This is a genomic window from Micromonospora sp. NBC_00389, assembly GCF_036059255.1.
GTDB lineage: Bacteria > Actinomycetota > Actinomycetes > Mycobacteriales > Micromonosporaceae > Micromonospora.
The window spans coordinates 1,604,570-1,624,591 of sequence record NZ_CP107947.1 but is presented as its reverse complement, the minus strand read 5'-3'; the positions used below and the strand labels follow the sequence as shown (position 1 = coordinate 1,624,591).

Genomic DNA, 20,022 nt, shown 5'->3' with positions numbered 1-20,022 from the left:
GAGATGTATTGACGCGAGCTCCCAGGCGGCGCGAAGGTGACCTCACCTGCACCCGCGATATCTAGACGAGTAAGTCCTAACCCTGATGGGGCTGCGGGCGCAGCGAAGGGTGTTGATGATCCGTTTGTGACGACAGACATCAACACCCTTCTAACCGCACTGTACGTGAAGATCGACGACTGGCTCGGGCGGCCTGCCCGGGCCGGTCGGCCACCGAAGCTGACCGATGCCGAACTGCTGACGCTGGCCGTGGCGCAGGTGTTGCTCGGAGTGCGGTCCGAGGCTCGCTGGCTCCGGTTCGTACCCGCGCATCTGCCCGGGGCGTTTCCCTACCTGCCGGGCCAGTCCGGGTACAACAAGCGACTACGCGCGGCACTGCCCCTGCTGAAGCGAGCGATCCGGGTGGTGGCCGCGGACACCGACCTGTGGACCGACGAGGTGTGGCTGGTGGACTCCACCCCCGTCGAGTGCGCCCGCTCCCGCCCCACGGTCAAACGCTCACGGCTGGCTGGCTGGGCCGGCTACAGCTACTGCGCCTCACACTCACGCTGGTTCTGGGGCTTGCGCCTGCACCTGATCTGCACCCCGGCCGGGCTGCCGATCACCTGGGCCCTGGCCGACCCCAAACTCGACGAGCGGCAGGTCCTCACCGCCATCCTGGAACACGACCCGGACCTGCTGGATGGCCGTCCCAGCCCGCTGATCATCGCCGACAAGGGATACGTCTCCGCCGAGCTGGACCGCTGGCTAGCCGAACGCGGGCTACGGCTACTACGGCCGTCATACCGCAACCGCACCCCACGCCCCGACGAACACCTACTCAAACCCATCCGGCAACTCATCGAATCGGTCAACCACACGTTGAAAAGCCAACTCGACCTGGAACTCCACGGCGCTCGCAGCATCGAAGGCGTCGGCGCCCGCGTTGCCCAGCGCCTCCTGGCCCTGACCGCCGCCATCTGGCACAACCGCAGCACCGGCCAACCCGTCACCCGGTCCCTGATCGCCTACGACCACTGACCAGCATTAGGACTTACTCGTCTAGGGGTTCGATGCACCACTCAACCCTGTCGACCGGCCGGCGCGCACTACTCGCCGCCGCCGTGGTCGCCGCCGCGACCGCGGTGCCGCTACCCTCGGACCCGGCCGCCGCCGCGCCCACCGCCGATCGCCAGCAGCAGTACGCCGCCGCGGCGACCGAGTACGGCGTGCCGACCGTCGTGCTGCTCGGCGTCTCCTATCTGGAGTCCCGCTGGGACAGCAACGCCGGCACACCGAGCACCAGCGGCGGCTACGGCCCGATGCACCTGACCGACGCCCGGCACGTGGCCGCCCTACCCGGCGGCCACCACGACGCCGGCACCGAGGACCCGCGTGGCGACGACTCCCGCCCCGCGAGGGTGCAAGCGCCCCGGCCGGCCGAGGACCCCGCGCCGCCCGCCGCCGCGTTGCAGACCGTGGACGCCGCCGCCGCGCTGACCGGCGCCGCCCCCGAGGCACTGCGCACCGATGCGGGCGTCAACATCCGGGGTGGGGCCGCGCTGCTGGGGGCGTACCAGCGGGAGCTTGGCGCGCCCGTCGGTGCCGACACCGACCCGGCGGCCTGGTACGGCGCGGTGGCCCGCTACGCCGGCGCGGACAGCGCCGACGCCGCGGCGGCCTTCGCCGACGAGGTCTTCACCACCATCGGCGCCGGCGAGTCCCGGGTGACCGACGACGGCCAGCGGATCACACTGCCGGCCCGCGCGGTGCAGCCCGAGCGTTCCTGGCTGGGCCGGCTGGGCCTGCGCCGGCTGGCCCGCCCGGACGGGCTGGAATGTCCCCGCACCATTTCCTGCGAGTGGATCCCGGCGCCCTACGAGGCATTCGGCGACGGGGACTACGGCAACCACGACCTCTCCGACCGGCCCGCGCGGCAGAAGATCGAGTACATCGTCATCCACGACACCGAGGCGAGTTGGGCGACCACCCTGCAACTCGTCCAGGACCCGACCTACGTGAGCTGGCACTACTCGCTGCGCTCGGTCGACGGGCACATCGCCCAGCACGTGAAGACCAAGGACGTCGGCTGGCACGCCGGCAACTGGTTCGTGAACGCCAAGTCGATCGGTCTGGAACACGAGGGCTTCGCGGCGCAGGGCACCTGGTACACCGAGGCGATGTACCGGACCTCGGCGAAGCTGGTCCGGCATCTCGCGCTGCGACTGGGCATCCCGCTGGACCGCCAGCACATCATCGGCCACGACAACGTGCCCGACACCGTCGCCTCGACCGTGCGTGGAATGCACTGGGATCCGGGCCCGTACTGGGACTGGACGCACTACTTCGACCTGCTGCACGCGCCTCGGCTGGACACCGGCACCCCGGCCACCGGGCTGGACCGGATCGGCCCGGACTACGCCACCAACCAGCCGGCGTTCACCGGCTGCGTCACCGCCGGCGTGCCCTGCGTGCCGCGCGGCTCCTCGTCGGTGGTGCTGCGCAGCGCACCGTCCGCGGACGCGCCGCTGGTCAACGACGTCGCGCTCCGCCCGGACGGCACCCCGAACACGATGGCCGTGTCGGACCACGGCGCCCGGGCATCCGCCGGGCAGACGTACGCGCTCGCGGGGCGGCAGGGCGACTGGACGGCGATCTGGTACCTCGGGCAGCGGGCCTGGTTCCACAACCCGGCGTCCGCGCCGACCGCCAGCTGGACCGTCGGCGTGGTGGCCACGCCGAAGCCCGGACAAGCCACCATCCCGGTGTACGGGCGGGCGTACCCGGAGCAGGCCGCGTATCCGGCCGGGGTGCCCTACCAGGCGATCTCGCCGCTGCAGTACACACTGGCCGCCGGGCAGCGGTACGCCGTCGGCGCGGTGCTGGCCGGCGAGTACTACCGGGCCACCACGTTCGACGGCTCCTCGCCGGGCGACTGGACGGTGATCCGCGGCGAGAACCGCTACGCGCAGATCCAGTTCGGCCACCGGATCAGGTACGTCGATCTCGCCGACGGTGCAGCTGCTGCCGTCCCCGATGGGCGCGCTCCGCTGAGAACCGCGACGGCCCCCGGTCGGTGACCGGGGGCCGTCGTCGTGCCTGGTGGGGATCAGCCAGGTCGGCGGAACCCGGCGACCGGCATGTAGTTGATGCTGGCCACCATCACCGGTTTACCGGCGCGGGACGCGTGCACCATCATGTCGTTGCCCAGATACAGGCCGACATGGTGCAGGTCGCTGAAGAAGAAGACCAGGTCACCGGGGCGGGCGTCGGCCCGCGAGATGGCCTTGCCCTCGTTCCACTGGGCACCCGTGTGGTGAGTGAGGCTGATCCCGGCCGCCTTGTAGGCGTACTGGGTCAGGCCCGAGCAGTCGAACGAGTTCGGGCCGGTGGCACCCCAGACGTACGGCTTGCCGATCCTCCCGCAGGCGGTCTTGATCGCAGTGCGGGCCGCCGCGCTGACCACACCGCTGATGGTCGGGCAGCCCTCGGTCTTGACCGTGGTCTTCGGCAGGGACGCCTCGAGCCGCTTGATCTCGGCGTCGATCTGCTTCTTCTTGGCCGCCAGCTCGTTCTGCTGCTTGGTCTGGGTGACGATCAGCGTGTCGAGCTTCTGCTTCTCACCGTCGTACTTGTCCCGCACGGCCAGCACGCCCTCGACCTCCTTGCGCTCCTGCGCGGCCAGCCGGTCGAGGATGGTGAGCTGCTCGGTGAGCGTGTCCGGCTTGGCGCTGACCAGCAGCGCGCCGATGTCCTGCGACGGGCCCGACATGTAGTAGCGGGAGGCGAGGTCACCGACGCGGTTCAGCGCCAACTCACTCTGCAGCGCCAACGGCTCGATCTTCTTCTGCAGGTCCCCCGACTTCTTCCGGTTGACCTTCAGCTGCGCTCGCACCTTGTTGTACTGCTCGATGGTGGGCTCCAACTGCTCCCACTGTTTGTCGATCTGCGCTTCGATCTCGTCGGCCGTGGGTGCGGCCTGCGCCGGCGCGGCGAGCAGGCCGGCGCCGACCGACGCGGCGGCGACCAGAACGAGCAGACGGTGGGCGACCCGGCGCAGACCGCCCGGCCGAACGGACAACCCCGGGGCGTGACGATGAGGGGGCATGGTTGCCACCGGCACCGACTCCTTTGCAACCGACCGCCGGGCGCCTCGCGTGAGGGAAGGGCCGAGGCAGAGGACCCACAGCGGTCGGTGCCTCACATTAGGGAAGCGCCGGAGAGGAATCAAGGCGCGCGGCGTCACCATTACTGTCGCGCAACCGCTTGCACACTAAGGGTGCTCACAGATTAGCCAACGATCGCGGTCAATACGTCGTCGAGCGTGACCACGCCAAGCGGGCGCCGGCCGTCGCTGACGAGCACCATGTGCCGCCGCTCGCGGCGCATGGCCAGCAGCAGGTCGGCCAGCGTACGCTCCGGCGGCACCACCGCCAGCGGCCGGTACACCTGCGCCGGAACCGGCGCCCGGCGACCCTGCCCGGCGTACCCGAGCACGTCCTTGACGTGGACGAAACCAAGCACCCGGCGGGTGGACCGCTGCACCACCGGGAACCGCGATCGGCCGGTCCGGGTCGCCAGCACCTCCAGCGACGCCGGTGAGACGTCCTCGGCCACCGTCACGACCGTCGACCACGGCTGCAACGCATCCGCCGCGGTCCGGCTGTGCATGGCCAGCGCACGGGTGATCCGGGCGTGCTGCTCGGCGTCGAGCAACCCCTCGGTACGCGCCTGGGAGACCAGCCCGGCCAACTCCTCGGCGGTGAACACCGTCTTCACCGCCTCGGACGCCTCGATCCGCCAGAGGGCGAGGACCCGGCGGGCCGCCCATTTCATCGCCAGCAGCAGCGGCTTGGTGGCCACGCAGAACGCCAGCATGGCCGGGCCGAGCCAGAGCGCGGAGAGCTCCGGACCGGCCAGCGTGATGTTCTTCGGCACCATCTCGCCGACCACCGTGTGCAGGAAGACCACCACGCCCAGCGCCAGCACGAACGCCACCGGGTGCACCGCCCGCTCGGGCAGACCGGCCGCGTGGAACGGCGTCTCCAGCAGGTGGGCCAACGCCGGCTCGGCGATCGCGCCGAGGCCCAGTGAGCAGACCGTGATGCCGAGCTGCGCGCCGGCGATCATCAGCGGGATCTGGTTCATCGCCGACAGCGCCCAGCGGGCCCGCTTCGAGTCGGCGGCCAACGGCTCGATCACCGTCCGCCGGGACGCGATGAGCGCGAACTCGCTGCCCACGAAGAACCCGTTGCCGAGCAACAGCACCACGGTCACCAGCAGCTCAGTCATCGCCGTCCGGCTCCGCTGGGCGCAGCACCCGTACCTGCTCGATCCGATGCCGCTCCACCTCCACCACCGTGAACTCCCAGCCACCCGCCTCGACCGTCTCACCGGCCAGCGGGATGTGCCCGAGGCGGGCCATCAGGAACCCGGCCAGCGTCTCGTACGGCCCCTCGGGCAGCCGGAAACCGGTCTGCTCGGCCAACTCGTCGGAGCGCAGCACCCCGTCGACCAGCACGGTGCGCTCCCCGCCCGGCACGGTCAGCTCCGCCGGACCGGTGTCGTCCACGCTGGCCGGGTCAAACTCGTCGGCGATCTCCCCGACCAACTCCTCGACCAGGTCCTCCACGGTCACCACGCCGTCCGTGCCGCCGTACTCGTCGACCACGATGGCCAGGTCCGCACCGGCCGCCTTCAACGCGGCCAGCACACCGTCCAGGTCGAGGCTCTCCGGCACGTACACCGGCTCGCGGGCCACCGAGCCGACCATGGTCGACGCCCGCTCGCCCAGCGGCACACCCAGCGCGTCCGGCACCCCCGCCACGCCGGTGACCAGGTCCAGGGTCTCCTCGTACACCGGGAACCGGGTTCGTCCGGTCTGCCGGGACAGGTCAAGCAACTCGGCCACGGTGGCCGTGGCGCGCAGCGCCACCACGTCCACCCGGGGGGTCATCGCCTCGGCCGCCCGCTTGTCACCGAAGCGGATGGTGCGGCGCAGCAGCATCGCGGTGTCCGTCGGCAACGCGCCGGCCCGGGCCGAGATCGCTGCCAGCAGGCCCAGTTCCTCCGGCGAGCGGGCGCTGGCCAGTTCCTCCTGCGGTTCCACGCCGAGCGCCCGAACCAGCCGGTTCGCGGAGCCGTTCAACCCCCGGATCACCCAGCCGAACGTGCGGGAGAAGGTGTGCATCGGGCCGGCGGTGGCCAGGGCGGCCGGCATCGGCCGGGCCAGCGCCGCGTTCTTGGGCACCAGCTCGCCGAAGAGCATGGAGATCAGAGTGGCCAGGGCCAACGCCAGGAACGGGGTGTAACGCTCGCTGTCGTCGCCGGCCACCGGGCGCAGCAGCGGGGTGAAGATGCGGGCGAGGGCCGGCTCGGCCAGGTAGCCGGTGAGCAGCGCGGTGATGGTGATGCCGAGCTGCGCCCCGGAGAGCTGGAAGGACAGCCCGCGCAGCGCCGTGCGTACTCTCCGGGCGGCCTCGTCGCCGGCTGCGGCCCGCCGGTCGATCTCCGAGCGATCGACGGTCACCAGCGCGAACTCGGCCGCGACAAAGAACGCGTTGCCGGCGGTCAGCGCAACGAAACCGACCAGGGGCAGCAGCGTGGTCAAGAGTAGGCCGTCGATGTTCGCCTCACCTCGGCGAGATTCTTACACGACGGCGGCGGCACCCGTGGGTGCCGCCGCCGTCGACCATCTCGACCCAGGGGGGTACGGGCCTCAGCCGGCGACCGGCGTGGCCTCCTTCTCGCCCTGCGGCTGCTCCGGCTTGACCGAGCGGAGCAGCACGGTGGCCACGTCGATGACCTCGACCTGTTCCCCGGCGCCCTTACCGTTCACCCCGTCGCTGAGCATCGTCGAGCAGAACGGGCAACCGACGGCGACCGTCTTCGCCCCGGTGGCCATGGCCTCCTCGACCCGGTCCACGTTGATCCGCTTGCCGATCTTCTCCTCCATCCACATCCGGGCACCGCCGGCGCCGCAGCAGAAGGAGCGCTCGCTGTTACGCGGCATCTCGGTGAGCTCGCCCTCGATGGCGTCCCCCAGCACCTCTCGGGGAGCCGCGAAGACCCGGTTGTGCCGACCCAGGTAGCAGGGGTCGTGGTACGTGACCCCGCCGTCGACCGGCTGCACCGGGGTGAGCTTGCCGGTGGACACCAGGTGGGCCAGGAGCTGGGTGTGGTGGACCACCTCGAACTCGCCGCCAAGCTGGCCGTACTCGTTGCCCAGGGTGTTGAAGCAGTGCGGGCAGGTGGCCACGATCTTGCGCTTGGCCTTCTCCCGGCCCTCGAACGCCTCGTTCAGCGTCTCCACGTTCTGCTGGGCGAGCATCTGGAAGACGAACTCGTTGCCGATCCGGCGCGCCGGATCGCCGGAGCAGGTCTCGCCCTCGCCCAGGATCGCGAACTTCACGCCCGCCTCGTTGAGCAGGGTGGCCACGGCGCGGGTGGTCTTCTTGGCCCGGTCCTCGAACGCACCGGCACAGCCGACCCAGAACAGGTACTCGAAGTCGTCCACCTCGCCGACCCGGGGCACCTCGAAGTCGAGGCCCTTGGTCCAGTCCTCGCGGGTGTTCTGCGGGGCGCCCCACGGGTTGCCCTTGTTCTCCAGGTTGCGCAGCATGACGCCGGCCTCAGAGGGGAAGCTCGACTCGATCAGCACCTGGTAGCGACGCATGTCGACGATGTGGTCCACGTGCTCGATGTCCACCGGGCACTGCTCGACGCAGGCGCCACAGGTGGTGCAGGACCAGAGCACATCCGGGTCGATGACGCCGCCCTCCTCGGCGGTGCCGATCAGCGGGCGGTCGGCCTCGGCCAGCGCCAGCACGTCGACGTGCGCGAGCTGCGCCGCGGTGGCCTTCTCCTCGCCGGTCAGGTCCTTGCCGCCGCCGGCCAGCAGGTAGGGCGCCTTGGCGTACGCGTGGTCCCGCAGGCTCAGCACGAGCAGCTTGGGTGACAGCGGCTTGCCGGTGTTCCAGGCCGGGCACTGCGACTGGCAGCGACCGCACTCGGTGCAGGTGCTGAAGTCCAGCAGACCCTTCCAGCTGAACTGCTCGACCTGGGCGACGCCGAACTGGTCCTTCTCCGGGTCGGCCTCCTCGAAGTCGAGCGGCTTGCCCTGGCTCGTCATCGGGCGCAGCGCGCCGAGGCCGGAGCCGGCCGGCCGGGCCGGCTCCCGCTTGAAGAAGATGTTGGGGAACGCCAGGAAGCGGTGCCAGGCGACACCCATAGTGACGTTCAGCGAGATGACGATGAGCCAGGTCATCGAAATGATGATCTTGATGGCAGCCGCGACGCTGACCCCGTCCGCCCAGTCGGGCAGCACCGCGCCGACCGCGTGGCTGAACGGGGTGGCCCAGAACGGGAACTCGAAGTGGTCGGTGGCGACCTTGAAGCCCCGGATCACGAACCCGAAGATCAGGACCAGCAGCACGATCCACTCGACGAAGTAGCCCTGCCACATCGTCGATCCGGTGAACCGGGACCGTCCGCCCGGCCGGTTCGGCCGGTTGCGCAGCCGGATCGCCATCAGCACCAGGATCCCGACCAGGCCCAGCACGCCGATGATCTCAGTGACCAGACCGAAGATGGTCCAGTGCCCGATGATCGGCAACCCGCCATCCGTGGTTGCCACCTCGAAGTACGCCTCGAGCACCAGCAGCGACAGCACGATGAAGCCGACCATCACGAACCAGTGCGCCGCACCCACCACGCCCCACTTGAGCATTCGGGTGTGGCCGGCGGTCTCCACCAGCATGGTCTTCGCACGGGCGGCCTTGTCGGCGAACCGCTCCGGCGCGGGCTGCCCGAGCCGGATGACTGCCACCATCTTCATGACCGCACGTACCGCAAGCCACACCGCCACGGCGGTGATGGCGGCCGCGAGGATCGTGGTGACGATCTGGACGCTGCCCATCGAGTTGGCCTCCCGGTCTGCTGCCTGTCCAGCGGTTCAGCGACCGGGGCCGGGTCAGGACGGGGTCGGCGTCGCGCCGCTGCCGCACCTGCGACCGGACCGGTCGATGACCTCGCTCCGCTCGGTCATGCAGTGCAGCCTACGCGCAAGGTTACCCATCGGTAACGTGAGTCATCTCGCAGTAGGCCACGCCGCCCTGCGGACACCATAGGGTGCCCCGCCCGGTCTTGCCGGGCAGGGGTTCGACGGGGTGACGTGGATCCGCCGGCGCGGCGGCGCCGAGCCGGCTCAGCGCCAGCGGGAGAGCAGCGCCAGCGAGGCGACCATCGCGCCGAAGCCCACCGCGAGGTTCCAGTACTGCCAGGACGCGACCGGGTACTGCTGCTCGGAGAGGTAGTAGACCACCAGCCAACCGATGCCGACGACGATCAAGGCGACCGCCGTGGCCGGCAGCCACACCGGGCTAGGCTTGCGCGTCGACGCCGCCGTCGTCGGACGAACGTCCGTCGGCGGGGTGTACACCTTCTTCTTGCGGACCTGAGACTTGGGCACGACGCTCTCCAGAGGGGGTGACGACCTCGTCCGGCCTGACAACCGGGCGCAGGGGCGACGGTCCATGGCCAATAATGTTCGAAAGCTAGCGTAGTCCCGAACGCCCGCCTCGACCACGAATGGGGTCAGGCCGGTGCACGGAGTGACCGAAAAAGGCGGGACTGTTCGGATCACCGGCCCCTGCCGGGGCGGACGATCCCCGACACGCGGAAGGAACGCTCGGTGGAGTACACATCCGGCGCAGCCTCCTGGCAGAAGGTCCTCCGACGGGCCGGCGCCGGACTGCTGCCCCGGCGGCGGCGTCAACGCCGACCGGGCTGGTCGATCGGGGTGCCCCTGATCGCCGCCGCGGCGGGACTGCTCTTCACCACCACCGCGACCACCGCCGGCGGCACCGCGCTGCGTGAGGACCGGCGGCCCCAGCTCAACCAACTCATCGAGGACCGCCGCGAGCAGGTGGCGGCGAGCGAGCGACGTGCCGCCACACTGCGCGGCGAGGTCGAGCAACGGACCGACGCGCTGGCCGACTCGGACGGGCCGATCAAGGCCCAGCAGGAGCGCGGCGTGGGCAGTCTCCAGGCTGCCGGGTTCACCGCGCTGACCGGCACCGGGGTGACGGTGGAGCTGGACGACGCTCCGCGCCGCAGCGACAAGACGCCCTCGGACGCCAGCAACGACGACCTCGTGGTGCACCAGGGTGACGTACAGGCCGTGGTCAACGCGCTCTGGGCAGGCGGAGCGGAGGCCATGTCAATCATGAACGTCCGCGTGCTCGCCACCAGCGCGGTACGCTGCGTCGGTAACACCCTGCTGCTACATGGTCGGGTGTACTCCCCCCCGTTCAAGATCGTAGCAATCGGCGATCCCGCTGCCCTCCAGCAGGCCCTCGCCAGCTCTGAGGGAGTCCGGTTGTTCAAGGACGCAGTCGACGACTACCAGCTCGGCTACAAGGAGTTCGCCTCCACGGTGACAGTCCCGGCGTTCGAGGACTCGACCGCCCTGCGCTCGGCGACGGTGCCCGAATGAGCGGCCCGGACGAGCGGCGCGACGGGCGACACCGGGACCAGGCCGACGAGCCGACGGCGTTCCTGCCCAAGGTCGACCGGCCCGAGCCGACACCGGGCCGGCCTGAGCCGACGCCCGACCAGCCTGAGCCGACACCGGGCCGGCCTGGCGCCACCGGCAACTGGCCCGATCCCGTGCTGCCCACCCGATCCCGCGCGACCCGACCGCCGGCCGGCCCCGAGCCGCCGGGTGCCGCCGGTCCTTCCTCCCGGGACGACCGGTCGGCCCGGCCGCCGGCCAGCCGCACCGAGCACCCTCCGCGCAGCGAGCGCCCGGCCCAGCCGAGCGCGACCCGACCCGACCCGCAGCGTGCCCCGGGCCACCCGGGCGCCGAAGCCCCGCCGCCCTGGCCCGGTGCCGCAGCCGCTGGGCTCGGCTCGCCCGGCGGCGGGTCCAGCCATCCTCCCGCCGTCCCCGGTCGACCGACCACACCCAGCCAGGGACCGGTCCGGCCGGCTGCCCCCGGCAACGCCCCGACCCGGCCGCCGACCCCCGCTACCCCGACCCCGCCGGCGGCGCCCCGTAGCCCGGCCCCGTCGGGTGGCGACGCGCCGACCGCGTTCATTCCCAAGGTCGGCCCCGGTCCCGCGCGGGCGACCGGCTCCCCGGCAGCCCCGGTCTCTCCGGCCGCACCGGATCGCGCCGCTGACCCGGCCGCCACCCAGCTGATCCCGGCCGTGCCCGCCAGGCCCTCGACCCGCCCGCCGGCCATGGACTCCACCGCGCTGATGGGTGCCGTCCCCCGCACGGCGACCCCCGACGAGCCGGCCGGTGCCGAGGACAGCGCCGCCGAGCCGCCCCGGCCTCGACGTGGCGAGCGGGTGGTCCAACTCCGGCCGCACCAGACCGGCGAGGGCTACAAGAGCGTCTACTCGGAGCTCACCCGCCCGTCGCTCGGCTCCCGACTGCGCTCCGGCATCCGGGTCACCGGCGAAGTCCTGATCACCTTCGGCCTGGTGGTGCTGCTCTTCGCCGGCTACGAGGTCTGGGGCAAGTCGGCCATCGTCGACGCCCACCAGAACGACCTCAGCCAGGAGCTCGCCCAGGCGTGGGGCCCGACCGACGACCCGACGGTCGTCCCGTCAGCCGCCACCCCCAGCGTCAAACCGTCACCACCGGTGCGCGGCAAGCCGATCGCGGGGCTCTACATCCCCAAGCTCGACAAGAACTGGGTGGTCGTCGAGGGCGTCACCCAGGCCGACATCCGGTACGCCCCAGGCCATTACCCGACCAGCGCGCTGCCCGGCCAGGTCGGCAACTTCTCCGTCGCCGGCCACCGCAACCGGGCCACCTTCTGGCGGCTGGACGAGTTGAACGACGGCGACGCCATCGTGGTCGAGGGCAAGACCGACTGGTACGTCTACCGGGTGTCGCAGTCCAGGATCGTCAAGCCGACCCAGGTCGAGGTGGTGGCCCCGGTACCCGGCGAACCGGACAAGAAGCCGACCAAGCGGATGCTCACCCTGACCACCTGCAACCCGAAGTTCGACAACTACCAGCGCCTGATCATCCACGCCGAGCTGGACCGGACCCAACCCAAGTCGGCGGGCCGCCCGGCGGAGCTGGGGGGCTGACCGATGTACGCGTTCATCTGGCGCAAACTGCCGTTCGGCCTGGCCGGCAAGCTGACCGGCTCGGTGCTGCTCGCCGCCGCCGCGGTGGCCCTGCTCTGGTATGTGGCCTTCCCGTGGGCCGAGCCACTGCTGCCCTTCGACGATGTGCAGGTCACCCAGGACTCCGGCGTCCCGGGAGACCCGGGCGGCGGTGACGCGGTGACCGGGGAGACCCCGGCCAGCGACGAGCACGATCTGCCCTACGACACCGACCAGAACAACCCCGCGCCATCCTCCCCGAACAGGTGACCATGCGCGTCCTGGTGATCGACAACTACGACTCGTTCGTCTTCAACCTGGTGCAGTATCTGGGCCAGCTCGGGGTGGACTGCGAGGTCCGCCGCAACGACGAGATCGACGTCGCCGAGGTGGGCAAAATGGGCGCGGCCGGCATCCTGCTCTCACCCGGGCCGGGCAGCCCCGACCGGGCCGGCATCTGCCTGGACGTCATCCGGGAGTACGCGGGCGAGCTACCGATCTTCGGCGTCTGCCTCGGCCACCAGGCGATCGGCGAGGCGTTCGGGGCGACCGTGACCCGCGCCCCCGAGCTGCTGCACGGCAAGACCTCCGAGGTACGGCACCACTCCGTCGGCGTACTCGCCGGGCTGCCCGACCCGTTCACCGCCACCCGCTACCACTCGCTGGCCGTGCTGCCCGAGACGCTCCCCGACGAGCTGGAGGTCACCGGCTGGACCGGCTCCGGCGTGGTGATGGCGATGCGGCACCGGACGCTGCCGATCGAGGGCGTCCAGTTCCACCCGGAGTCGGTGCTCACCGAGGGCGGCCACCTGATGCTGGCCAACTGGCTCGCCGCCTGCGGCTACCGGGAGGCGCTGGAACGCGCCCCGGAACTCGCCGCCGAGGTCGACGCCCGCCGCCGCGCCGCCTTCGCCACCGCCTGAGGCCACGCCGGCCGGCCACTCCCGGGCCGGATGTGCGGCCCGGTCAGCCCTTCAGCGCGTCCTGCACGGCCGGATTGACGGGTGAATGGACCGCGGGCGGCCTGCGCCGGACAGCGTCCCACGCAGCCTTGCCACTGGCGAAGTAGTCCCGGACCGACTTCTCGACGAGCAGGACCGGCCCGCAGCCGGTGCAGCGAGCGGTCACTCCGTCGACGTCGAGGCCGAGATGTCGGCACAGCGTCACTGCCCGGGACAGGTGGTAGGACTGGGTCACGATCAGGGCCCGCTCGACGCCGTACACCTCGCGCGCCCGGGCACAGCTGTCGTAGGTGTCCAGGCCGAACGGGTCAGCCACCACGCGACGCGGATCGACACCGAGCTCCGTCAGGTACGACGTCATCACGGCCGGCTCGTCACCTGACGTACCGCCCCCGTCGCCCGACACGAGGACCACCCGGGCCCGTCCGCTGGTCACCAATTCGGCGGCGGTCTCCAGCCGGCCGGCCAGCCGGTCGCCGGGTCGACGTCGATCGGGCGCCACGGCGGTGCCGAGGACGATCACGACGTCGGCGGCCGGCGCGTCGGCCTCGTCGTACACATGGCCGCGTGCGGCGATCGTCGTCCACAGCCACGGAAGACTGGCGAGAAGCAGCGCGACCGAGCCCAGTACGGCCGCGCGTTTGAGGCGTCGAGGCCACCGGCTCACCCGGGCGGCACCGGGAGAGCCGGCGACACTCATACCGATGGGCTCGGAGACACCCGGCCTACTCCTCGGGAAGCCGGCTCGGCGGGGGAAGGAACGGCAGACCGGAGCCGCCCCCGTTGCCGCTCGGCGTTCCGGTCGGCGTCGGCGTCGGCGTCGACGTGCCGGTCGGCGTCGGGTCGACCTTCTCCGGGATGCCGATCTCGATGGTCACCGTCTTGTTCTGAGCCAGCTCAGTGCCGGGATCCGGGCTCTGCTTCTGGACCCGCCCGGCCTGGTCGGCCGGCACCTCGTCACCGTCGCGGAAAGAGACCTTGTAACCCGCCTCGCGAAGCTCCTGGGCAGCCTCGTCCCGGGTCGAGTTGATCACGTTGGGCACCTTGCCAACGTTGCCCCGGGACACGTCGACAGTCACCTTGCTGTCCTGGGCGACGGTCGTTCCCGACGGCGGGGTCAGCTTGATGACGATGCCCTTCTGCGCCGGGTTGTCCACCGGACGTTCCTCGACCACCAACCCCAGATCCTCAAGTTGGGACTTAACGTTCTCAATCTGGGAGTTGACCAGGCCGGTGGGGATCTTCACGTCAGGCTTGCCGCCACAGATCTGGATGGTCACCGTGCTAGCCGGCTCGAGGCGGGTGCCCGGCTGCGGGCTCTGGCCGGCCACCGCGCCCTTCGTGCAGGTGGCGTTCTGGACCGCCTCGCCCACCTGCGGCTGGAAGCCCGCGTTGCTGATCTCCGTGATCGCGGCTTCCTGACTCTTGCCGGTGAGGGTGGGGACCGACTTCAGGTCCTTGCCCTGCTGCTGGCTCCAGAGCAGGGCGGCGACCAGGGCGATCACCGCGAGCACGCCGACCGCGCTGAACATGGCGATCAGCCAGGAGGACGCCTTGCGCTGGCGCGGGTCGCCCACCCGGGCCGGGATCTGCCGGGTCGGCGGCGCACCGCCACCCGGCGGATAGCCGCCCCCGCCGCCAGCGGGAGCCATGGCCACCGTCTCCGCCTCGCGCAGCACGGGGGTGGCCAGCACGGGCCGGCCGGCGGCGGCGCGGAGCAGGTCGGCGCGCATCTCGCCGGCGCTCTGGTAGCGGTTGAGCGGGTTCTTCGACAGCGCCTTGAGCACGATGGCGTCGACCGCCGGGGTGACGTCCGGGTTGATGTCGCTCGGCGTCGGCGGCGTCTCCCGCACGTGCTGGTAGGCAACGCTGACCGGGCTGTCCCCAACGAAGGGCGGGTGCCCGCAGACCAGTTCGAAGAGCACGCAGCCGGCCGCGTACACGTCGGAACGCGCGTCCACGGCCTCGCCGCGTGCCTGCTCCGGGGAGAGGTACTGCGCCGTGCCGATCACCGCGCTGGTCTGCGTCATGGTGGTCGCGCCGCTGGCCAGCGCCCGGGCGATGCCGAAGTCCATCACCTTGACCTGGCCGGTCTGGGTCAGCATGACGTTGCCCGGCTTGATGTCCCGGTGGATGATGCCGTGCCGGTGGCTGAACTCCAGCGCCGCGCACATGTCGGCGCAGATCTCCAGCGCCCGGCGGGGCTGCAACCGGCCCTCGGCGCCGAGCACCTCCTTCAGGGTCCGTCCGTTGACGAACTCCATGACGATGAACGGCAGCGTCTCACCGGTGGGCGCGGTCTCCTCGCCGGTGTCGTAGACCGCCACGATCGCCGGGTGGTTGAGCGAGGCGGCGTTCTGCGCCTCCCGACGGAACCGCATCTGGAACGTCGCGTCCCGGGCGAGGTCGGTGCGGAGCATCTTGATCGCGACGTCCCGACCGAGCCGGAGATCGCGACCGCGGTGCACCTCGGCCATGCCGCCGTAGCCGAGCAGCTCGCCGACCTGGTACCTGCCACCGAGCAGGCGGGCCTGCGCTGTCATCGCGTCTGTCGTCCTTCGCTCGTCGTCGTCCCGCCGTCGCCCGGCTGGAGCCGTACCTCAAGACGGTACGACGTCCGGGTCGCATCGTCGCGTCCGTCGAGCCGCAGCGCGCCGGACGTCGCGGTGTACGGAGCCAGCGCACCGGCTTCGCCGGCCTGCGTCTGCTTCCGCAGGTTGTAGGAAATCACGCCGGAGCAGACCAGGACCAGTACGGCCAGCAGCATGGCGAGAAGCACCATCCCGGGCCGGGACCGGCGGGGGTCGGGTGACGGCGCCGGACCGGCCTGCCGGGCGTACGCCGGCGGGTGCTCCTGCCGGGTCTGCGCCGGCGGCACCGCCGCGGCACCGCGCGGGTAACCGGTCGGTGCGACCGGCGGCCGGGCGTGCGGGACGGCCGGCGCGACGGCGGTGGGGCGGGGCTGCTGGGCCGGCGCGATCGCGGTCGGTCGCTGCCCGGCCGGCGGGCGGTGCGGAGCGCCCGGCGGGCGAAGGTGCTGCGACTGCGGCACCTGGGCCCGGCCTGGCGCGGCGGGCGAGGACGGCGCCCCGGAGACCGGCCCGGGGTGGCCGCCGGCCCTGGCCTGCTGGGAGAGCGAGGCCTTGAGCTGGCGGGCGACCCCGGCGAGGGCGGCGGCGCTGGGCCAGCGGGCGGCCGGATCCTTGGCGAGCGCCCGTTCCACCACCGACCGGACCTGCGGCGGGATGTCGGCGGGCAGCGGCCGGGGCGTCTCCCGGACGTGCCGCATGGCGATGTCGAGCGCGTTGTCGCCCTCGAACGGTCGCCGCCCGGCGAGGCACTGGTAGGCGACCACGCCGAGCGCGTACACGTCGGACGCCGGGGTGGCCACCCCACCGGTGGCCTGCTCCGGTGAGATGTAGGAGGCGGTGCCGAGCACCGAACCCGCGGCGGTGAGCTGGCCGACCAGGTCGGAGCGGGCGATGCCGAAGTCGGTGAGCACGAGCGTGCCGTTCGGCCGGACCAGCAGGTTGCCCGGCTTCACGTCGCGGTGCACGATGCCCTTCTCGTGCGCGGCGTGCAAGGCGTCCGCCGCCTGCGCGACGAGTGCCATCGTCCGGGCTGGCGTGAGCCGGCCGACCCGGCTCAGCGTGGATGACAGGGCGTCGCCCTCGACGTACTCCATGACCAGGAAGGCGATCTGCTGGTCGTTGCCGAAGTCGTAGACGTCCACGACGCCGGGGTGGTTGATGGTGGCCATGGTCCGGGCCTCGCCGCGGAACCTCTCGGCGAAGTCAGGGTCGTCGAGCAGCGCGGGGAGCAGGCTCTTCACCGCGACCGTGCGGCCGAGCACCTGGTCCGTGCCGCGCCAGACGTCGCCCATGCCGCCGCTGGCGATCCGCTCGTCGAGACGGTAGCGGTTGCCGAGCTGGACGCCGGGGCTGAGCATGTCAGCGGCCCCCGGGGTCGGCGATGGCGGCCCGCATGATCTGGCCGCCGATCCGGGCCGCCTCGGCGCTGCCGCCGCTGCCGGCCTGCTCCAGAACCACGCACACCGCGGAGACCGGGGTGCCGTTCTTGTCCAGCGCGAAGCCGATGAACCAGCCGTGGTCGGGCCGGTCCGGGGCGGACTGCGCGGTGCCGGTCTTGCCGCCGACCGTGTAGCCGCTGATCGCCGCCTTCTGGCCGGTGCCCTTCTGGACCACGCTGACCATCATCTCGCGCAGATCGCGGGCGACCTGGTCGCTGACCGGCTGGCGCAGCTCCCGCGGCTTGGCAGTGTAGTAGCTGGTGGTCCGGTCCGGGGCGAGCAGCTGCCGGACCAGGTACGGCCGCATCTGGCTGCCGTTGTTGGCGACCGCGCCGGCGATCATGGCACCTTGCAGCGGGGTCATCCGGACGTCCCGCTGGCCGATCGAGGACTGGGCGAGCGCGGCCGGGTCATCCCCGCCGTCGGCGTTCTGGATGCTGCCGGTCCGGCTGGCCGCCGTCGGCAGACCGTCCTCGCCGAGCTGGCCGACGGTGAGGTCGTCCTGCTCGAAGCCGAACTGCCGGGCCTTCTCCTTGATGGTGTTGGCGCCGAGCCGTACGCCGAGCTGGGCGAAGCCGGTGTTGCACGATTCGGTGACCGCTTCCAGCAGGGTGACCTGCGGTTCCGGGCAGATCGACGGGGCGGCGTTGCGGATCGGTTCGCCGGAGGTGGGCGGGGTGTAGCTGGAGCCGGCCGCGATCGGGGTGGTCTTGCTGATGCCGTTCTCCAGCGCGGCCGCGGCCACCACGATCTTGAAGGTGGAGCCCGGCGGCAGCGTCTCGCCGAGCGCGCGGTTCTTCAGCGGGCCGTCCGGGTCCTGCTCCAGTTTGTTGTACGCCGCCGCCGCCTCGTTGGTGTTGTGGCTGGCCAGCGGGTTCGGGTCGAAGCTGGGCATGGAGACCAGCGCCTGCACCGCCCCGGTGCGCGGGTCGATGGCGATCGCCGCGCCCCTCTTCACCCCCTGCTGGTTGTTGCGCATCTGGTCGTACGCCACGTCCTGGGCCCGCTTGGAGAGGGTCAGCAGCACGTTGCCGCCAGCGGTCTGGTCGCCGGTGAACATGTCCTTGAACCGGTCGCCAAACAACTGGTCGCTGGTGCCGGCCAGGAAGTCGTTCTCCACCCGCTCGATGCCGGTGTCGGCCAGGGTGACCGGCTTGTAGCCGAGCACCTGCGCGTACTTGGCGCCGCCCGGGTAGGTGCGCAGGAACTTCAGCTTGCCGGTGGTCTCCTTGCTGGTGGCCAGCGCCGTGCCGCCGGCCTCGATGTTGCCGCGCTTACGGTCATACTCGGCGACCTGGACCCGGCCGTTGTAGTCGCTGGTGCGGTACTCGTCGGCCTTGTAGGCCTGAACCCAGTTGAGATTCGCGAAGAGCAGGCCGAACAGGACCATGACGACGACGCCGACGCGGCGCAGGGGTGCGTTCACGGTTTGATCACCTCCGTGGGGGCACCGTGCAGCTGCTCGGGCGGGCCGCCGGCGGGCCGGGCGGCTTTGCCGCCAGCCCCGGTGACCGGCCGACGGGCTCCGTCGGAGACCCGCAGCAGAACCGCGATGAGCAGCCAGTTCGCCATGAGTGACGAACCACCGGCGGACAGGAACGGGGTGGTCTGACCGGTCAACGGGATGAGCCCGCTGATCCCGCCGACGATCACGAAGACCTGCAGGCCGAGGGTGAACGCGAGACCGCCGGCGAGGAGCTTGCCGAACGAGTCCCGCACCGCAAGCGCGGCACGCAGCCCCCGCTCCACGATCAGCAGGTAGACGACCAGCAGCGCGGAGAGCCCGAAGAGGCCGACCTCCTCACCGATGCCGGCGAAGATGAAGTCGTTCTGCACCTCGGGCAGGATCTCCGGCTGACCGCCGCCCGGCCCGGCGCCGAAGAGCCCGCCGGTGCCCAGGGCGAGCAGGCCCTGGACGAGCTGGTAGCCCTTGTCGGTCGGGTCGGCGAACGGATCCAGCCAGATCTCCGCCCGGACGTAGAAGTTGGCGAACGGCCCACCGACCATCTCGCCGAGGACGTAGGCGAGGTAGGCGCCACCGAAGAAGAGGACCAGGCCGATCAGCAGCCAGCTGACCCGTTCGGTGGCGATGTACAGCGTCACCACGAACATGCCGAAGTAGAGCAGCGACGTGCCCAGGTCCTTCTCGAAGATGAGCACCAGGAGGCTGATCAGCCAGACCACGACCACCGGGCCGAGGTCGCGCCCGCGCGGGAAGTCGATGCCGAGGAAACGCCGGCTGGCCAGCGACAGCACCTCGCGCTTGCGCACCAGGTAGTAGGCGAAGAAGACCAGCAGCGCCAACTTGGCGAACTCACCCGGCTGGATGGAGAAGCCACCGACCCGGACCCACAGCTTGGCGCCGTTGATCTCGGAAATGCTGCTCGGCAGCACCGCCGGGAGCATCACCAGCACGATGCCGGCCAACCCCAGGGTGTACGCGTACCGGGAGACCGAACGGTGGTCACGCATGATGGCGAGCAGGCCGGCGGCGAGGATCACCGAGGCGAGCGTCCAGGCCAGCTGCCGCCCGCCGATGCCGGCGAAGATCGCCAGACTCTCCCGGTCGACCGGGGCGGCCTCGCCCAGGTCGATCCGGCGCAGGAAGCCCACCCCGAGGCCGTTGAGCAGGGCCACCGCCGGCAGCAGCGCCGGGTCGGCGAACGGGGCGAGGAACCGGATGACCAGATGCAGGCCGAGGAAGACCGCGCCGAGCGCGGCGGCGGGCATCCAGAAGTCCGGGGTGACCGTGTCCAGCAGGTTCGCCTCGACGGTCGCCCCGTAAGCGGCCACCAGGACCATGGCGAGCAGCAGCAGGGACAGCTCAGCGTTGCGTCGGGACCGGGCCAGGCGTACGCCGGACTGCCCGCCCGTGGAGGCGGGCGAGGGTGCCGGTGTGGCCGCTACGGTCACGGGTGGGATTCC

At 71.3% G+C, this 20,022-nt stretch carries 16 protein-coding genes; 6 read left to right on the top strand and 10 right to left on the bottom strand.

All coding sequences use genetic code 11. The annotated features are described in order from the left end of the window. Positions 1 to 126: 126 nt before the first annotated feature. Together OG470_RS07730 and OG470_RS07725 are read left to right on the top strand one after the other, a co-directional pair. A complete protein-coding gene (locus tag OG470_RS07730; RefSeq protein ID WP_328422177.1) occupies positions 127 to 1,020 on the top strand; it encodes an IS982 family transposase in 894 nt (297 codons plus the stop codon). A 32-nt stretch (positions 1,021 to 1,052) separates the two neighbouring features. Then, positions 1,053 to 3,059: an N-acetylmuramoyl-L-alanine amidase gene (locus OG470_RS07725; protein WP_328422175.1), complete on the top strand. Its 2,007-nt coding sequence runs from the start codon at positions 1,053 to 1,055 to the stop codon at positions 3,057 to 3,059. Positions 3,060 to 3,088: 29 nt separating this feature from the next. Here OG470_RS07725 and OG470_RS07720 read toward each other — a convergent pair whose 3' ends face one another. The 5 genes from OG470_RS07720 to OG470_RS07700 all read right to left on the bottom strand — a co-directional run bounded on the left by OG470_RS07720 (position 3,089) and on the right by OG470_RS07700 (position 9,448). Further along, positions 3,089 to 4,102: a C40 family peptidase gene (locus OG470_RS07720; RefSeq protein WP_328422173.1), complete on the bottom strand. Its 1,014-nt coding sequence runs from the start codon at positions 4,100 to 4,102 to the stop codon at positions 3,089 to 3,091. 167 nt (positions 4,103 to 4,269) lie between these two features. Then, positions 4,270 to 5,271 (bottom strand): hemolysin family protein, encoded by a 1,002-nt coding sequence (locus tag OG470_RS07715; RefSeq protein ID WP_328422171.1) that lies wholly within the window; start codon positions 5,269 to 5,271, stop codon positions 4,270 to 4,272. Beyond that, positions 5,264 to 6,589 carry a hemolysin family protein gene (locus OG470_RS07710; RefSeq protein ID WP_328422169.1) on the bottom strand — a complete coding sequence of 442 codons (1,326 nt, stop codon included), beginning with the start codon at positions 6,587 to 6,589 and terminating at the stop codon, positions 5,264 to 5,266. The genes OG470_RS07715 and OG470_RS07710 overlap by 8 nt, the downstream gene beginning before the upstream one ends. Before the next feature lie 108 nt (positions 6,590 to 6,697). Beyond that, positions 6,698 to 8,896 carry a (Fe-S)-binding protein gene (locus tag OG470_RS07705; protein WP_328422167.1) on the bottom strand — a complete coding sequence of 733 codons (2,199 nt, stop codon included), beginning with the start codon at positions 8,894 to 8,896 and terminating at the stop codon, positions 6,698 to 6,700. A 288-nt stretch (positions 8,897 to 9,184) separates the two neighbouring features. Next, positions 9,185 to 9,448 (bottom strand): cell division protein CrgA, encoded by a 264-nt coding sequence (locus tag OG470_RS07700; protein ID WP_328422165.1) that lies wholly within the window; start codon positions 9,446 to 9,448, stop codon positions 9,185 to 9,187. Positions 9,449 to 9,670: 222 nt separating this feature from the next. Between OG470_RS07700 and OG470_RS07695 the strand changes: the two genes are divergently transcribed. From OG470_RS07695 to OG470_RS07680, 4 genes are read left to right on the top strand one after another with little or no spacing between them, the layout of a single operon-like run. Continuing rightward, entirely contained in the window at positions 9,671 to 10,474 is an 804-nt protein-coding gene (locus OG470_RS07695; RefSeq protein ID WP_328422163.1) for a DUF881 domain-containing protein, read from the top strand. After that, a complete protein-coding gene (locus OG470_RS07690; protein ID WP_328422161.1) occupies positions 10,471 to 12,087 on the top strand; it encodes a class E sortase in 1,617 nt (538 codons plus the stop codon). The genes OG470_RS07695 and OG470_RS07690 overlap by 4 nt, the downstream gene beginning before the upstream one ends. A gap of 3 nt (positions 12,088 to 12,090) precedes the next feature. Beyond that, on the top strand, positions 12,091 to 12,375 hold the full coding sequence (locus tag OG470_RS07685; RefSeq protein WP_328422159.1) for a hypothetical protein: 285 nt from the start codon (positions 12,091 to 12,093) through the stop codon (positions 12,373 to 12,375). 2 nt (positions 12,376 to 12,377) lie between these two features. Then, positions 12,378 to 13,028, top strand: coding sequence for an aminodeoxychorismate/anthranilate synthase component II (locus tag OG470_RS07680; RefSeq protein ID WP_328426201.1), 651 nt, complete (start codon positions 12,378 to 12,380; stop codon positions 13,026 to 13,028). Positions 13,029 to 13,071: 43 nt separating this feature from the next. Here the strand turns inward: OG470_RS07680 and OG470_RS07675 are convergent, their stop codons facing one another. Genes OG470_RS07675 through OG470_RS07655 form a run of 5 tightly spaced genes read right to left on the bottom strand, consistent with a single transcriptional unit; the run spans position 13,072 to position 20,010 of the window. Continuing rightward, positions 13,072 to 13,767 (bottom strand): SanA/YdcF family protein, encoded by a 696-nt coding sequence (locus tag OG470_RS07675; protein ID WP_328422157.1) that lies wholly within the window; start codon positions 13,765 to 13,767, stop codon positions 13,072 to 13,074. A 25-nt stretch (positions 13,768 to 13,792) separates the two neighbouring features. Beyond that, a complete protein-coding gene (pknB, locus tag OG470_RS07670; protein WP_328422155.1) occupies positions 13,793 to 15,610 on the bottom strand; it encodes a Stk1 family PASTA domain-containing Ser/Thr kinase in 1,818 nt (605 codons plus the stop codon). Then, complete coding sequence (locus OG470_RS07665) at positions 15,607 to 17,016, bottom strand: protein kinase domain-containing protein (protein WP_328422153.1); 1,410 nt, start codon at positions 17,014 to 17,016, stop codon at positions 15,607 to 15,609. Before OG470_RS07665 ends, pknB begins: the two co-directional genes overlap by 4 nt. Position 17,017: 1 nt before the next feature. Then, a complete protein-coding gene (locus OG470_RS07660; RefSeq protein ID WP_328422151.1) occupies positions 17,018 to 18,523 on the bottom strand; it encodes a peptidoglycan D,D-transpeptidase FtsI family protein in 1,506 nt (501 codons plus the stop codon). Beyond that, positions 18,520 to 20,010 (bottom strand): FtsW/RodA/SpoVE family cell cycle protein, encoded by a 1,491-nt coding sequence (locus OG470_RS07655; protein ID WP_328422149.1) that lies wholly within the window; start codon positions 20,008 to 20,010, stop codon positions 18,520 to 18,522. Before OG470_RS07655 ends, OG470_RS07660 begins: the two co-directional genes overlap by 4 nt. Positions 20,011 to 20,022: the final 12 nt, after the last annotated feature.